This window comes from Ruegeria sp. AF1, assembly GCF_056542125.1.
Window position 1 is genome coordinate 196,811 of the sequence record NZ_JBQFZG010000003.1, and the last position, 14,225, is coordinate 211,035.

The 14,225-nt window shown below is 57.5% G+C and carries 17 protein-coding genes; 12 read left to right on the forward strand and 5 right to left on the reverse strand.

The window, feature by feature from the left end:
* Positions 1–34: 34 nt before the first annotated feature.
* From ACR0BK_RS07825 to ACR0BK_RS07855, 7 genes are all read left to right on the forward strand, one after another.
* A complete protein-coding gene (locus ACR0BK_RS07825; RefSeq protein ID WP_267366053.1) occupies positions 35–970 on the forward strand; it encodes an aspartate carbamoyltransferase catalytic subunit in 936 nt (311 codons plus the stop codon).
* On the forward strand, positions 967–1,485 hold the full coding sequence (locus ACR0BK_RS07830; RefSeq protein ID WP_480554246.1) for a hypothetical protein: 519 nt from the start codon (positions 967–969) through the stop codon (positions 1,483–1,485). The genes ACR0BK_RS07825 and ACR0BK_RS07830 overlap by 4 nt, the downstream gene beginning before the upstream one ends.
* Positions 1,470–1,856 carry a hypothetical protein gene (locus ACR0BK_RS07835; protein ID WP_480474974.1) on the forward strand — a complete coding sequence of 129 codons (387 nt, stop codon included), beginning with the start codon at positions 1,470–1,472 and terminating at the stop codon, positions 1,854–1,856. Before ACR0BK_RS07830 ends, ACR0BK_RS07835 begins: the two co-directional genes overlap by 16 nt.
* On the forward strand, positions 1,853–3,133 hold the full coding sequence (gene pyrC, locus ACR0BK_RS07840) for a dihydroorotase (RefSeq protein ID WP_480554247.1): 1,281 nt from the start codon (positions 1,853–1,855) through the stop codon (positions 3,131–3,133). Before ACR0BK_RS07835 ends, pyrC begins: the two co-directional genes overlap by 4 nt.
* Complete coding sequence (gene plsY / locus ACR0BK_RS07845) at positions 3,133–3,738, forward strand: glycerol-3-phosphate 1-O-acyltransferase PlsY (RefSeq protein WP_480554248.1); 606 nt, start codon at positions 3,133–3,135, stop codon at positions 3,736–3,738. Before pyrC ends, plsY begins: the two co-directional genes overlap by 1 nt.
* The gene (locus tag ACR0BK_RS07850; protein WP_480518356.1) at positions 3,735–4,004 is read left to right on the forward strand and encodes a hypothetical protein; all 270 of its coding nucleotides are present in this window, start codon (positions 3,735–3,737) and stop codon (positions 4,002–4,004) included. The genes plsY and ACR0BK_RS07850 overlap by 4 nt, the downstream gene beginning before the upstream one ends.
* A gap of 192 nt (positions 4,005–4,196) precedes the next feature.
* Complete coding sequence (locus ACR0BK_RS07855) at positions 4,197–4,673, forward strand: YHS domain-containing (seleno)protein (RefSeq protein WP_480486578.1); 477 nt, start codon at positions 4,197–4,199, stop codon at positions 4,671–4,673.
* Positions 4,674–4,814: 141 nt separating this feature from the next.
* On the opposite strand, the gene ACR0BK_RS07860 is transcribed toward ACR0BK_RS07855, so the two are convergent.
* A complete protein-coding gene (locus tag ACR0BK_RS07860) occupies positions 4,815–5,798 on the reverse strand; it encodes a quinone oxidoreductase family protein (protein WP_480554249.1) in 984 nt (327 codons plus the stop codon).
* A gap of 193 nt (positions 5,799–5,991) precedes the next feature.
* Between ACR0BK_RS07860 and ACR0BK_RS07865 the strand changes: the two genes are divergently transcribed.
* Complete coding sequence (locus ACR0BK_RS07865) at positions 5,992–6,849, forward strand: DUF2189 domain-containing protein (RefSeq protein ID WP_480518352.1); 858 nt, start codon at positions 5,992–5,994, stop codon at positions 6,847–6,849.
* Positions 6,850–6,879: 30 nt separating this feature from the next.
* Here ACR0BK_RS07865 and ACR0BK_RS07870 read toward each other — a convergent pair whose 3' ends face one another.
* Together ACR0BK_RS07870 and ACR0BK_RS07875 are read right to left on the reverse strand one after the other, a co-directional pair.
* Positions 6,880–7,866 (reverse strand): NAD(P)H-quinone oxidoreductase, encoded by a 987-nt coding sequence (locus ACR0BK_RS07870; protein WP_480518350.1) that lies wholly within the window; start codon positions 7,864–7,866, stop codon positions 6,880–6,882.
* Between the two features lie 61 nt (positions 7,867–7,927).
* Positions 7,928–8,620 carry a COQ9 family protein gene (locus ACR0BK_RS07875; protein ID WP_480554250.1) on the reverse strand — a complete coding sequence of 231 codons (693 nt, stop codon included), beginning with the start codon at positions 8,618–8,620 and terminating at the stop codon, positions 7,928–7,930.
* A gap of 111 nt (positions 8,621–8,731) precedes the next feature.
* Here ACR0BK_RS07875 and rpsU point away from each other — a divergent pair, with 111 nt between their 5' ends.
* Entirely contained in the window at positions 8,732–8,938 is a 207-nt protein-coding gene (gene rpsU, locus ACR0BK_RS07880; RefSeq protein WP_005614280.1) for a 30S ribosomal protein S21, read from the forward strand.
* A gap of 297 nt (positions 8,939–9,235) precedes the next feature.
* Entirely contained in the window at positions 9,236–10,363 is a 1,128-nt protein-coding gene (locus ACR0BK_RS07885; protein WP_480554251.1) for a CAP domain-containing protein, read from the forward strand.
* Between the two features lie 48 nt (positions 10,364–10,411).
* Here the strand turns inward: ACR0BK_RS07885 and ppk2 are convergent, their stop codons facing one another.
* Positions 10,412–11,329, reverse strand: coding sequence for a polyphosphate kinase 2 (ppk2, locus tag ACR0BK_RS07890; RefSeq protein ID WP_209506639.1), 918 nt, complete (start codon positions 11,327–11,329; stop codon positions 10,412–10,414).
* 273 nt (positions 11,330–11,602) lie between these two features.
* Here ppk2 and ACR0BK_RS07895 point away from each other — a divergent pair, with 273 nt between their 5' ends.
* Entirely contained in the window at positions 11,603–12,442 is an 840-nt protein-coding gene (locus ACR0BK_RS07895) for a CPBP family intramembrane glutamic endopeptidase (protein ID WP_480554252.1), read from the forward strand.
* Positions 12,443–12,445: 3 nt separating this feature from the next.
* Here the strand turns inward: ACR0BK_RS07895 and ACR0BK_RS07900 are convergent, their stop codons facing one another.
* On the reverse strand, positions 12,446–12,904 hold the full coding sequence (locus ACR0BK_RS07900; protein ID WP_209506641.1) for an Lrp/AsnC family transcriptional regulator: 459 nt from the start codon (positions 12,902–12,904) through the stop codon (positions 12,446–12,448).
* Positions 12,905–13,039: 135 nt separating this feature from the next.
* On the opposite strand from ACR0BK_RS07900, the gene ald reads away from it, so the two are divergent.
* A complete protein-coding gene (gene ald / locus ACR0BK_RS07905) occupies positions 13,040–14,158 on the forward strand; it encodes an alanine dehydrogenase (protein ID WP_480554253.1) in 1,119 nt (372 codons plus the stop codon).
* The last annotated feature ends 67 nt before the right edge of the window (positions 14,159–14,225 follow it).

Here is a 14,225-nt window from a genome sequence, read left to right on the forward strand (position 1 = left end):
ATAAGCGGCCCGATTGTCAGACAGGAGCCCGCCCATGCGTTTCGCCCATCGTCACCTTCTTGGCATCGAGCATCTGTCGCAATCCGATATCACCGAAATTCTCGATCTGGCCGAAACCTATGTCGACATGAACCGCCAGTCGACCAAGCATTCGGACGTTCTGTCGGGGCTGACCCAGATCAACATGTTCTTTGAAAACTCAACCCGAACGCAGGCAAGCTTCGAGCTGGCTGGCAAGCGTCTGGGCGCGGACGTGATGAACATGGCGATGCAGGCCAGTTCGATCAAAAAGGGTGAGACGTTGATCGACACTGCGCTGACCCTGAACGCGATGCATCCCGACCTTTTGGTGGTGCGTCACCCGCATTCGGGCGCGGTCGATCTGCTGGCGCAAAAGGTCAACTGTGCTGTTCTGAACGCAGGCGACGGGCGGCATGAACATCCGACACAAGCGCTACTGGACGCGCTGACGATCCGCCGCGCAAAAGGTCGCCTGCACCGTCTGAACATCGCCATTTGCGGCGATGTCGCGCACTCCCGTGTTGCACGCTCGAACCTGATCCTGCTGGGCAAGATGGAAAACCGCATTCGTCTGATCGGCCCGCCCACACTCGTGCCGTCGCAATTCGCCGAGTTCGGGGCCGAGGTATATGACGACATGAACGAAGGCCTCAAAGACGTCGATGTGGTCATGATGCTGCGCCTTCAGAAAGAACGAATGGATGGGGGCTTCATCCCGTCAGAACGCGAGTACTACCACCGGTACGGCCTGAATGCGGAAAAACTGGCGCTGGCCAAACCCGATGCCATTGTCATGCACCCCGGCCCAATGAACCGCGGGGTTGAGATCGACGGAACCCTGGCTGATGACATCAATCGATCCGTTATACAGGAGCAGGTGGAGATGGGGGTCGCTGTCCGGATGGCCGCCATGGACCTTCTGGCCCGCAACCTGCGCGAGGTTGCATGAACAATCTGAAGGTCGCCCCCCATGAACGCGGCGTCCTGCGCCTGTTCACGCTGGACATGCGCCCAGAAGAGGCAAAGTTCCTGCGCGAACCGGGTGCCGCCGATCAGGTGCTTGGCGTCGACGGGCTGGACCCCGAGCAGATCGACGTCTTTCCGGTGTCCGACCTCGAGGAACTTGGGCTTTACGGCTATCTGTACGAAGGGTGTGGCGTGTCCGAGGATCAGTTGGACCGTGCCGCGCTGGCGCAGATCGGCGGATGGGTCATGGTCCTGCGCAGCGCAGCGTTCAAAGACCAGACCATGACACTTGAACCCGATCCCCGGCTGCACCTGACGGGCCTTTTCACGGAAGAGGCGACCAATTGGACCGGCGGAACGATCGAAACCGAAAGCGCCAGACCTTTCTCGGCCCCGCAAACCGCGCCGGTTGACAACAAACCGCTCCGCATAGGCTCGGCTGTTATGGCATTGGTAGTACTTTTGATCACCGGAGGGATTCTATGGCTGATCCTGTAGTCTTTGCCCCGGACAAGGGCGCGTATATCCGCACCAATGCGTGGCTTGCGGCCGCTGCCATGGCCGGTGCAATGGCTGTGTTGTGGTTGACCGGCAACCCTTATGTCTGGACCGGAGCACCTGCTGGCCTCGCCGCTATCGGCATCCGCGCGTGGTATCTGGCATCGGAAGAACTGGCCGCAAACTGGAAGATGACCGACACTTTGTTGACCGGTCCCGGCGAGCGAAAAGTTGCGCTGAATCAGATCGAGGCGGTCAAAACCATGGGCAGTTTCGTGCAAGTCGTTACCAAGGGCGGAGACAAACACCTGATCAAGTATCAGGCCGATCCCGCCGCCACGAAGGCCGCCATCGAAAGGGCTGTTCCATGAATACCGTTCTTTTCACCAACGCACGCCTGATCGACCCCGAAGCGGGAGCAGAGTCAACTGGCTGGTTGCAGGTGAACGATGGCCGGATTACCGCCCGAGGCGAAGGAATTGCTCCGAGTACGGAGGGGCATATCGTAGATTGCAACGGCAAGTGCCTCGCCCCTGGCATCATCGATATTGGCGTCAAGGTCTGTGAACCCGGTGAACGTCATAAGGAAAGCTATCGGTCAGCAGGACTTGCTGCCGCGGCTGGCGGTGTCACGACGATTGTCACCCGACCAGATACTCTGCCAGCAGTCGACACACCGGAAACGCTGGAATTCGCGACACGCCGGGCGCAGGCCGATGCGCCGGTCAATGTTCTGCCGATGGCTGCCCTGACCAAAGGGCGCGAAGGGCGCGAGATGACCGAAATCGGGTTTTTGTTGGACGCGGGCGCGATCGCCTTCACCGATTGCGATCACGTCATCACCAATACAAAGGTGTTTTACCGCGCCCTGACCTATGCGAAGTCCTGTGGCGCGCTTGTGATAGCCCATCCGCAAGAGCCGGGGCTGAGCGCCGGGGCCGCGGCGACCAGCGGCAAGTTCGCAGCATTACGCGGCCTGCCTGCGGTTTCGCCAATGGCGGAACGAATGGGGCTGGACCGCGACATTGCCCTGTTGGAGATGACCGGCGCCGCCTATCACGCCGACCAGATCACCACGGCCCGGGCGCTGCCTGCACTGGAGCGCGCCAAGCACAATGGGCTGGACATAACCGCAGGGACGTCGATCCACCACTTGACGTTGAACGAGCTTGACGTGGCCGACTATCGCACCTTCTTCAAGGTCAAGCCGCCGCTGCGATCAGAAAACGACAGGCAAGCGGTTATCGAAGCCGTTCGCACCGGGCTGATCGATATCATCAGCTCGATGCACACCCCTCAGGACGAAGAAAGCAAGCGCCTGCCGTTTGAAGAAGCGGCCTCGGGTGCGGTCGCACTGGAAACGCTTCTGCCCGCGGCCTTGCGCCTGTATCACGCGGGCCAGCTGGATCTGCCGACGCTGTTTCGGGCCATGGCCCTTAACCCGGCCAAGCGGCTTGGGTTGGACAGCGGTCGCCTGTCGAAAGGCGCGCCAGCCGATCTGGTTCTGTTCGATCCGGATGTGCCTTTTGTGCTTGATCGGTTTGCACTAAAATCAAAATCTCAGAACACTCCATTTGACGGCCAGCGGATGCAAGGTAAGGTCATTTCGACCTATGTAGCAGGTAATGAAGTGTTCCGGAGACCCTGATGCCCCCAATCGACAACTCGACTAGCGAACTGCTCCAATGGGCGGTGGTTGGATACCTGATGGGCTCCATTCCCTTCGGCTTGTTGCTTGCCAAGATCATGGGGCTGGGAAATCTGCGCGAGATCGGGTCCGGCAATATCGGGGCGACAAATGTCCTGCGCACCGGCAACAAGGCCGCTGCGGCGCTGACCTTGCTGTTTGACGCAGGTAAAGGCGCGGCGGCCGTTCTGATTGCACGTGCCTATGCGGGTGAAGATGCGGCCCAAGTGGCTGCACTATTGGCGTTTTTGGGCCATTGCTTTCCGGTTTGGCTGAGCTTCAAGGGCGGCAAGGGCGTGGCGACCTTTCTGGGGCTTTGGCTGGCACTGGACTGGCGCGTCGGTGTTGCCTGCTGCCTCACTTGGCTGGTCGCGGCGGCAATCTGGCGAATATCTTCAGTTGGTGCACTGGCAGCTGCTGCGCTTTCCACAACCTGGGTGTTGTTGCTGACAAACGGGACTACATTTATCCTTGGGATAACTCTGACACTTCTTGTCTACTGGCGGCACAGCTCGAACGTTGCCCGGATCAAGGCCGGAACGGAACCCAGAATCGGAAAACCGTGACTGCGTCAGACGCGTTTCTGTCTGCCCTTTTTGCACTGCCGTTGGGCAGTTTCACCGGAACCTCCGGCGGTCGACGCTATGTTGTTGTGCGTCAACAAATGGCGCGTGGTAAATCCCACAAGCTGGTTGCGCACGAGCTAGGCGGAACCGACTATATCAGCCTGAACCTGTATCAGACCCAGGGCAGCGGCGCGTTGCTTCGACCCTGTGAAATGCCCGCAAACAAAGTCATCGCATTTGTCCTGAACCTAACGCCGGATACCTGAGGCGGCTCGGCAAAAAAGAACAGTGGCTCTATCACCTGCGCACAATCACAATTCATTGTTTTGAACGTGATCATCCCGCTTCCCAAATCGCTATCGTGACGGTCAATTACGGGCCACACAGGACAACAATCTGGGCCTTACGGCGGCAATTATTGCGGTGCTGAACGGGCTCATTTCACGAAAGGTGAAGCAATGAACAAGTTTAAATCTCTGATCAGTGGCGTGGCACTGTCTGTCACGTTGGCAACCTCCGCACTGGCGGCTGGCGTCGAAATCAACGCAAGCTCGACTGGTCTGGCCATGCAGGGCTATGATCCGGTGGCGTACTTCACCGCTGGCGAAGCGACCAAGGGCGATTACCGCATTACTGCATTGCACGATGATGCACTGTACCGGTTTTCGTCGGAAGAAAACAAAGTAGCCTTTGAAGCCAATCCTGATGCATATCTGCCCGCATATGGCGGCTATTGTGCCTTCGGCGCGGCCATGGGCTTTAAATTCGACGGCGACCCGAACCACTGGAAGATCGTTGACAACAAGCTGTATCTGAACCTGTCCAAAGACATTCAGGAGCGCTGGGAAGGCGACATCCCGGGTTTCATCGAAAGCGCGAGCGCAAACTGGGAAACGATTGCTGAAAAATCCCCGGCAGAGCTGCAATCGCAGTAAAACCTGATTATTTCAGGCACCGCGGCGGCGGGTTTTCCGCCGCCGTATGTTACTGAAGACCTCTTGCCCTTCCCATTCAGCGCATCAAGTGTCCCAATTCAATGGGCAATATCGTTTGGATACTGCGTTACAGGTCCAGAGTTACAGGTCCAGAATTGTGCTGCCAGTCGTTTGCCGCGCCTCAAGCGCACGATGCGCATCAGCAACCTGATCCAAGGCAAAACGCTGATCGACATGGACTTTGACCTCACCCCCCTCGACTTTGCCAAACAGGCGACGTGCCATTGCCTGACACACCGCATGATCCGCGATATGAGTAAACAACGTGGGCCGGGTGATCTTGAGCGAGCCTTTCTGGCCCAGAACCCCAAGGTTGAACGGTGGAACCGGGCCCGAGGCGTTGCCGAAGGAAATCATCATGCCCAGCGGTTTCAGGCAATCCAGTGATCCTTCGAACGTGTCCGCTCCGACCGAGTCCATCACCACGTCTACGCCCTGACCCTTTGTAATCTCAGCCACGCGTTCTGCGAAATTCTCGGACCTGTAATTGATGCAATGCGCGGCCCCGTTAAACCGCGCAAGGCTGCATTTCTCGTCACTCCCCGCCGTTCCGATCAAGGTGATGCCTTCGGATTTAGCCCATTGGCATGCGATTAGCCCGACCCCGCCAGCTGCCGCATGGAACAGGACCGTATCACCCCGTTTCAATGGTGTGGTCCGGTGAAATAGGTATTCAACCGTCAGACCTTTCAGCATCATCGCTGCACCGGCTTCGAATGTGATGCCATCCGGTAGCGGGCAAACCTGCGCAGCGGGCATCACGCGCGCCTCACAATAAGCGCCGGGCGGGGCTGCGGCGTAAGCGGCCCGCTGCCCCGGCTGAAGGTGGGTCACCCCATCCCCAACCGCCTCAACGGTTCCCGCCGCTTCCATGCCTAAAGCATGGGGAAGATCAAGGGGATACAGGCCGGTGCGTTGATATACGTCGATGAAGTTCAACCCGCAGGCCTGATGCCGAATACGTATCTCACCCGGACCGGGGTCACCTACAGGCCTGTCTTCGATCCGCAAAACCTCAGGCCCACCAAATTCGTGAATCACAACCGTTTTCGCTGTTTTCTGCATCCTGACCTCCTCTTGCCTGCCATCAAGCTAACATGACTGTGACACAGGGCAATCCGTCCGATGCCGGAGTATTGATCCAGATTTCGAAAATTTATGTTATACTGAGGCATGGCGTTGCCGGTTGGGCCGGCCACGGGCAACTGAATGCCGGATCCGTTCCGCGGCGCAAGTCTCGCCAGGGAAGGGTGAAGAAATGGCTAAGACAATCGGAAACCCGATCAGCTGGGCGGCCCAGGCTCTGGGCGCCACAGGTGACCACGTTACAGAAAGCGTCTCGCAACTTGGTAGTGCAGATCCAACGCAAGTGCCAATGGTGCAGACCTTGACCCTGCAAGACCTACGCGCCTGCCTGAGGGCGGGGTATCAGGATTTTCTCGAAACCCGAGCGGATGTGGTATTCATTGTCCTGGTTTACCCGGTTGCCGGGCTTTTGATGTTCGGCTTTGCCCTGAATGCCAACCTGGTTCCGCTTCTGGCCCCTCTGGTCGCTGGCTTCGCGCTGATCGGGCCAGTTGCGGCCGTGGGCCTCTATGAGATCAGCCGCAAGCGTGAACAGGGCAGCGAGGTTCACTGGCTGGACGCATTTGGTGTGCTCCGCTCGCCGTCATTCGGAGCAATTCTGGTTTTGGGTTTTTACCTTGTGATGCTGCTGCTGCTTTGGCTGATGGTGGCACAAAGCATTCACACCTACACGATGGGCCCCGAGGTTCCAGCGTCGCTCAGCACATTTGCCACGCAGGTGTTCACGACCTCCGCGGGCTGGACGATGGTCATTGTTGGAACAGCGGTTGGATTCGTTTTTGCGCTTTGCGCACTGGCGATCAGCGTCGTCAGTTTTCCCTTGCTGCTGGACCGTAAAGTAGGCCTGCCGGTTGCTGTTGTGACATCATTCAGGGTGCTGCGTCACAACCCCGGCGTCATTCTGACCTGGGGATTCATCGTAGCGGTGCTTTTGTTCCTGGGGGCTTTGCCACTGCTGTTGGGGCTTATCGTGGTGATGCCCGTTCTGGGTCATGCCACGTGGCATCTGTATCGCCGCGCCGTTGCGTGAACGCGCGGGACACGCCCGCGCATTCTAAACTCAACCCGCGATCTTCAGAACAATCTTGCCAATATGACCCGAGCTTTCCATGCGCGCATGGGCGGCGGCGGCTTCGGTCAGATCAAACTCGCTGTCCATCACGGGCGCAACTTTTCCGGCATCCAACAGAGGCCAGACAGCTTCGCGCAGGTCCTGCGCGATTAGCGCCTTGGCCAGATCACTTTGTGGGCGCAAGGTGCTGCCGGTCAGGGTCAGGCGCTTGACCATCATCAGGGCAAAGTTCAGTTCGACCACAGGCCCTTGCAGAAACGCGATTTGCACCAGCCGCCCATCTTCGGCCAGGGCCTTGACGTTGCGGGGGATGTAATCACCGCCGACCATATCGAGGATCAGGTTTGCCCCACCTTCGGCGCGCATGGCTGCTACGAAATCCTCATCGCGATAATTGATCGCTTTTTCGGCGCCCAGCTTGATGCAAGCCTCACATTTCTCATCCGAGCCAGCCGTGGCGAAAACGCGCGCGCCAAAGGCATTGGCCAGTTGGATTGCCGTCGTACCAATACCGCTGGACCCACCGTGAACCAGAAAACGTTCACCTGCCCTCAACCCGCCACGCATGAACACGTTGGACCAGACTGTGAAGAAGGTCTCGGGAAGACACGCTGCCTCTTTCATTCCCATACCCGCGGGCACAGGCAAACAATGAGCCGCTGGGGTCGAAACGTATTCCGCATAGCCACCGCCGGGCAGCAGTGCGCAGACCTGATCACCGACAGACAGTCCTTCGACCCCCACACCGACCGAGACCACTTCGCCCGAAGCTTCAAGCCCCGGCAGGTCACTGGCGCCCGGCGGCGGATCGTAAGCGCCCGCGCGTTGCAAAGCGTCGGGGCGGTTCACCCCGGCATAGGCCACATTCAATACAACCTGTCCGGCCCCCGGCTTAGGGATAGGACGTTCGGTCAGCTGCAATACATCGGGACCACCCGGTTGAGTGATCTCAACAGCACGCATCATCTGGGTCATAGGCACCTCCTTTGCCCAATGCCTAACAGGCATCAGAGGCAAGGCCCAGCACCAAGACGCGTTACTTTCGGGGGTTCAACATGCCAGGCAGATCACCCCGCATCTTGGCCGGTGCCCTCACCTGACCCGCCAGCCAGTTCGGAACTGCAAGAAAGGGTTTCAACACCGGGTTGTCACGCACCTGAGCCTTGAGCTTTTCGAACTCCATGACATTTGCGATCCGGCGATCCAGAAACTCCCACGTGCGCTGATGGTCAGGGCTGTCATCACCCAGCCAGAACAGCAAGGTCGAGGAATAGACCCCCGACAAGGTTGCCCGTTTGGTATACCAGTTCACATCTTCCGACGTATCGCCCAGCGCGTCCCATATCAGGTCGCAGGTCTGCCATAAGGCCTTGGCTCCATCGGCCGCATATGCTGGCAGGGAAAACAGCGTCATGCCCCGGCGCACCAGTTCTTTGTCTTCAACAGCCTGCAACCGGAACCGGACCGCAGCGGCAATCTTATCGCGGAATTTTAGACCGCTCATGTCCTCGGACCTGAGGCGGTCCAGCATCACCTTATCGCCGCGCGCATGAAAGGCCAGTGCCAGATCAACCGCCCCGCGCGGGCAAATTGCACGTGCCAAACCGTCATCCAGACCACAATCGGAAACCGAGGCGCGAAAGCTGGTTTCCGACCAGCCGTCGAAAGGAACATGATTCAGCATCGCGTCCAAAAGCTGCCGTTTTGCATCTTCATATGTTGTGGTCATGACGGTTCTCCGGTTGTCAGGTCCAGTACTAGACAAGTTAGGGCGGCTTTGCTATACGGCCAACTCCTGCAATTTCCTTGCAACTCTATCTAGAAAGGTGGTGACAACCACATGCAGGTTAGTGTTCGCGACAATAACGTCGATCAGGCGCTTCGTGCCCTGAAGAAAAAGCTGCAGCGCGAAGGCGTGTTCCGTGAAATGAAGCTCAAGCAACATTTCGAGAAACCGTCCGAGAAGAAAGCGCGCGAGAAAGCTGAAGCGATTCGCCGTGCCCGTAAACTGGCGCGCAAGAAAGCCCAGCGCGAAGGTCTGCTCTGAGATCTTTGATTTCGTCCAGCTTTGGATGACACTATTTGACGACCCCCGAGGCATGGCCCGGGGGTTTGTCGTTTCAGGGCTCGGATACAATCCGCCGACTCGTGGTTCAGGTTGTGCGGCAAGCTGCCATTTCCGTACAGGCAGTGTTTTGCCCGGCGCTTTGCAGCGCAGCGAATCTCGTCTCGGTAGCATCGGGCCGCCAAAACTCGCCTGAATTGCGCCGCCCTCTATCACCCGCGACGTCCCCGCCTCTAAGTGAGCCCGTCCGCAAGGACACAAACACAAACGGAGGCAAATATGTCGACTGCAAGTACAAACGAACGCGAGATGCTGGCGCTGATAAACCAGGAGCGCACGTCCCGCGGTCTCAACCCGCTGCAACTTGAAACGCAGCTGAACGACTCGTCCGAAGATCACAGCACCTGGATGCTGAATACAGACACCTTCAGCCACACCGGTTCAGGCGGTTCCAGCGCAACCCAGCGGATGCAAAACGCGGGGTTCGATCTTGAAGGAAGCTGGCGCACCGGGGAAAACATCGCATGGCAGTCCGAACGCGGCGCGCCGGGTATCAGCGACGATGTCGCCCAGTTGCATCAAAACCTGATGAACAGTCCGGGTCACCGCGCCAATATCCTGAACCCGGATTTCAAGTATGTCGGGATCGGGATCGAAACCGGTGACATGCAGGGCTTCGATGCGGTGATGGTCACGCAAAACTTTGCTGCGACTGACGCGGCTGTCATGCTGGACAACGGCAATACAAACACACCGCCCGTTCCCCCGACAACACCGGATGAAGTTGCAGAGCCAGAGGAACCGGAAACCGAAACCCCAGATACTGACGTCACCGTGACCGAAGAGCCTGGGACTGAGACCCCCGAAACCGAGGAGCCGACACCCGAGACACCGGACACCGACGTCACAGAGACGGAAGAACCGGACCCCGAATCGCCTGATACCGACGTCACTGAGAACGAAGAACCGGAACCTGAAACCCCCGATACCGAGGAGCCGACACCCGAGACACCGGACACTGACGTAACCGAAACTGAAGAACCGGAACCTGAAGCGCCCGATACTGACGTAACCGAAACCGGGGAACCGCAACCTGAAACGCCCGATACCGAAGTCGTCGATGGCGGTGAGCCGGAAGCCTTCTGCTTTGACATTCAGGCCTTCCTGGATGAAATCGCCAGCTTCCTTGAAAACCTGCAAGCGCAGTTTGACGAGTTTGATTGGGCCGACGACATGAATGGCGGCACTGATGTGGCAGATGTCGACGACGTCGATATCATGCCGACCCTAGATACCACCCCGGAGACCGAGATTGAGCCTGTCGACACCGAAACATCCGAAGACGATAGCTGCGATGTCTTCATGATCAATATCTTCACCCATGACTGCATGATGGATGCAGCCTGATCACTTGAAATTGTGCGAGGTCGGCCCTGCCGACCTCGCATGCGTTGCTCAGTAAATCTTTGGAACGTAAAGCTCGTCTGGCAAAACCCGCCGCTCGTATTCAGGATTGTACCGACGGTCCGGCAAATTGACCTTTTCCTGTGGCACGTCTTCGTAGGGGATTCTGGTCAACAGATGCTCAATACAATTCAGACGTTCGCGTTTCTTGTCATTGCCCTCAACGATATACCACGGCGCTTCGGGTATGTTGGTTCGGAACAACATGTCTTCCTTGGCCTTCGTATACGCCTCCCAGCGAATACGGGATTCAAGATCCATCGGTGACAGTTTCCACTGTTTCATCGGGTCGTGAATACGCATGAGGAACCGCAGTTGCTGCTCTTCATCCGTGATCGAAAACCAGTATTTCAGCAGAATGATCCCTGACCGGACCAGCATCCGTTCAAATTCGGGAACGTCCTGAAAGAACTGTTCAACCTGGTCCTCGGACGCAAAGCCCATCACACGTTCAACCCCTGCCCGGTTGTACCACGAGCGGTCGAACAACACGATTTCACCGGCCGCAGGCAGATGCGGCACGTAGCGTTGAAAGTACCATTGGCTCTGCTCGCGGCGACTGGGCGCTGGCAGGGCAACCACACGGGCGACACGGGGGTTCAGACGCTGCGTGATCCGTTTGATCACGCCCCCCTTGCCCGCACTGTCACGGCCTTCAAACAGGATACAAACCTTGGCACCAGTGTGCTGCACCCAATCCTGCACCTTGATCAACTCGGCCTGCAATCGCAGCAGGTTTCGGAAATAGACCTTGCGATCCAGCATTTCGGGGTGCTGGTCCCGATAGATTTTGCGGACTTCCATGGACAGCATAGGCTCGCTGAACTCGATCTCGAAATCTTCGTCCAGCGTGTCTTCCAACTCGGCCTCAAGCCAGTTCTTGGTGCCCCCATCGTTTTCGTAAGCCAAGATCAGCTCCTTCTCAGTCATCGGGTTCGAACCATATCGGGCCTGTGTAACCGCCTGATGTCATCAGGTAAATTGAAGCCGATCCGTTGCAGCAGTCTCAATCGGAAATCAGCGTCTGGACGGGTATATGGTCTTTTACCCGAATGTGTACGTCTGGCCCAAAGGATACAAGCACAAGAATTGACACAAGGCATCAGTCGCGCGCTTTCTAGTTGCTTGCATTGCCTTGTTTTTGTGCGGCATGACTGGGGCCACAATTCAGACGAGAACGCCGTGACGTTATTCTTTTCGACATTGCCTGTCATCTGGCCCTGGCTGATCCTGATCACAGCGCAAGTCGCGGCGATGGTGCGTCGAACTGGCCTTGCGTTTGCCCTGCTGGTTCTGTTCGTCAGTGTTGCTTGGGTTGCCGGGCTGATGTCACCGACAGCAATCGTGGCGGTGGCGCTTGGTCTGATCGTGGCCTTCTTCCTCCCACGCCAGACAGGTCTGCTCGCTATCGCAGGGCATACGCTGTTGATCCTGTGGTGCCTGGCATTGGGGGCACATCTGTTCCCAGGGTTCAACAATTTGAAACTGCTGGATCAGGTGCAGGCAAGTGTTTTCAGCACAAGTTTCACACTGCACCTGAATCTGGACAAACCCATGGTCTTCTTTGCTGTTCTTCTGGCCAGGCCCGGAATGCTGAACAGCGCAATCCAGACCAGAATAAGACCTTTGCTAGCGGGTTTGCTGATTTTGCCTGGCCTGTTTCTGCTGGGTCTATCGCTGGGCGCGGTGCGCTTGGACCTCTCAACCCCTTATTGGTGGATGGTATTTTGCCTGTCCAACCTGTTTCTGACTTGTCTTACGGAAGAGGCGTTCTTTCGCGGCTACTTGCAGTCGGCCATTACCTCGCGCCTTGGAGTAACAGGCGGTCTGGTCTCCGCCAGCCTGCTGTTTGGATTGGCGCATATCGGCGGAGGACCCGCGCTTGTAGTATTCGCAGCCCTTCTCGGGCTGGGGTGCGGGTTGGGATATTATGCTACCGGTCGGCTCTGGGTGCCTGTTGAGATGCATTTCGGGTTTAACCTGACCCACCTGCTGCTGTTCACCTATCCCGGCTCATTATGACGGTCAGACCGGCAAGGCCGTGGTCTTGAACACGGTACGCAACGCAAATGAGCTTTGCATCTGCGCCACCCCCGGCAAGCGCGACAGGTATTGCCGGTGGATACGCGCAAAATCTTCTGTATTTTCCGCCACAACTTTCAGAATGTAATCTGCGGTACCTGCCATCAGATGACACTCCAGCACATCCGGTATTCGGGCCACCGCCTTTTCGAACACATCCAGAACCTCTTCGGCCTGACCTTGTAACGTGATTTCGACAAAAACGGTGGTTGGCACGTTCATTTTCCGCGCATCCAGCAGAGCCACGTAGTTGCGGATATAGCCGTCAACCTCCAACCGTTGAACGCGGCGGTGGCACGCAGACGGAGACAGGTTGACCTGTTCAGACAACTCGGAATTCGACATTCGGCCATTCTTCTGAAGTGCGGCCAGAATCTTTCGATCGGTCGTGTCCAGGCTCATTCCTGCAATTCCTTTGCGAGTTTTTTGAATAGTACGGGAAATTCTTCCAAAGAAAAGTCCATTAGCACGTTTTCTTTCACAGAAATTGCGCCACGAAATGCACATAATTTAAGCAGCTTATGAACGGAGAGCCCAATGAAAATCGGTTGCCCCAAGGAAATCAAACCTCAGGAATTCCGCGTCGGGATGACGCCCAATGCCGCTCAGGAAGCGGTTGCACGCGGACACCAAGTCCTGATCGAATCCGGTGCAGGCATCGGCGCAGGTTTCGACAATGACGCCTATGTTGCAGCAGGCGCGCAAATCGTTGACACCGCAGAAGAGGTGTTTGCCACCGCTGACATGATCGTCAAGGTCAAGGAACCTCAGGCGGTTGAACGCAAGATGCTGCGTGAAGGGCAGTTGCTGTTCACCTATCTGCACCTGGCTCCGGACCCGGATCAGACGCACGACCTGCTGGAGTCGGGCTGTACCGCAATCGCCTATGAGACCGTAACGGATGCTAACGGCGGTCTGCCGCTGCTGGCACCCATGTCCGAGGTCGCCGGTCGGCTGGCACCTCAGGTTGGATCCTGGACCTTGCAGAAGGCAAATGGTGGCCGTGGGGTTCTGATGGGCGGCGTTCCCGGCGTTGGCCCGGCCAAAGTAGTTGTGATTGGCGGCGGCGTCGTCGGGACACATGCGGCCAAGATTGCCGCCGGAATGGGGGCTGATGTCACCGTTCTGGATCGGTCACTGCCGCGTCTTCGCTATCTGGACGATGTCTTTGGCGGAACTTTCAAGAACCAGTATTCGACAGCGGGCGCCACCGCTGAACTGATCCAGGACGCTGATATGGTCATCGGTGCTGTTCTGATCCCCGGCGCTGCCGCACCGAAACTGGTGTCGCGTGCTCAACTGTCGACGATGAAACCCGGCGCAGTACTGGTGGATGTCGCCATCGACCAAGGCGGGTGCTTTGAAACGTCAAAAGCCACTACCCATGCCGACCCGATCTACAATGTCGATGGTATCATGCACTACTGTGTGGCCAACATGCCGGGCGCTGTTGCGCGCACCTCGACCATCGCACTGGGCAATGCCACGATGCCGTTCATGCTGTCGCTGGCCGACAAGGGATGGAAACAGGCATGTCAGGACGATCCGCACTTGCTGGAAGGTTTGAACGTTCATGCTGGCAAACTGACCTACTATGCCGTTGGCAAGGCCCTTGGCATCGACGTCGTTTCGCCAAATGTGGTGGTCAAATCGTAAGTACCTCCACTCCCGAAGTTGCCTGTTGATGGTAATTCTCAGGGTGGCGCGGTCGGTACCGAACCGA

Excerpts from the sequence above, each read along its gene's own strand:
- pyrC (WP_480554247.1), top strand. The coding sequence starts at position 1,853 with ATGAATACCGTTCTTTTCACCAACGCACGCCTGATCGACCCCGAAGCG.
- ACR0BK_RS07825 (WP_267366053.1), top strand. The coding sequence starts at position 35 with ATGCGTTTCGCCCATCGTCACCTTCTTGGCATCGAGCATCTGTCGCAA.
- ACR0BK_RS07830 (WP_480554246.1), top strand. The coding sequence starts at position 967 with ATGAACAATCTGAAGGTCGCCCCCCATGAACGCGGCGTCCTGCGCCTG.
- ACR0BK_RS07885 (WP_480554251.1), top strand. The coding sequence starts at position 9,236 with ATGTCGACTGCAAGTACAAACGAACGCGAGATGCTGGCGCTGATAAAC.
- ACR0BK_RS07835 (WP_480474974.1), top strand. The coding sequence starts at position 1,470 with ATGGCTGATCCTGTAGTCTTTGCCCCGGACAAGGGCGCGTATATCCGC.
- ACR0BK_RS07855 (WP_480486578.1), top strand. The coding sequence starts at position 4,197 with ATGAACAAGTTTAAATCTCTGATCAGTGGCGTGGCACTGTCTGTCACG.
- rpsU (WP_005614280.1), top strand. The coding sequence starts at position 8,732 with ATGCAGGTTAGTGTTCGCGACAATAACGTCGATCAGGCGCTTCGTGCC.
- ACR0BK_RS07870 (WP_480518350.1), bottom strand. The coding sequence starts at position 7,866 with ATGACCCAGATGATGCGTGCTGTTGAGATCACTCAACCGGGTGGTCCC.
- ACR0BK_RS07865 (WP_480518352.1), top strand. The coding sequence starts at position 5,992 with ATGGCTAAGACAATCGGAAACCCGATCAGCTGGGCGGCCCAGGCTCTG.
- ACR0BK_RS07875 (WP_480554250.1), bottom strand. The coding sequence starts at position 8,620 with ATGACCACAACATATGAAGATGCAAAACGGCAGCTTTTGGACGCGATG.
- ACR0BK_RS07860 (WP_480554249.1), bottom strand. The coding sequence starts at position 5,798 with ATGCAGAAAACAGCGAAAACGGTTGTGATTCACGAATTTGGTGGGCCT.
- ACR0BK_RS07900 (WP_209506641.1), bottom strand. The coding sequence starts at position 12,904 with ATGAGCCTGGACACGACCGATCGAAAGATTCTGGCCGCACTTCAGAAG.
- plsY (WP_480554248.1), top strand. The coding sequence starts at position 3,133 with ATGCCCCCAATCGACAACTCGACTAGCGAACTGCTCCAATGGGCGGTG.
- ald (WP_480554253.1), top strand. The coding sequence starts at position 13,040 with ATGAAAATCGGTTGCCCCAAGGAAATCAAACCTCAGGAATTCCGCGTC.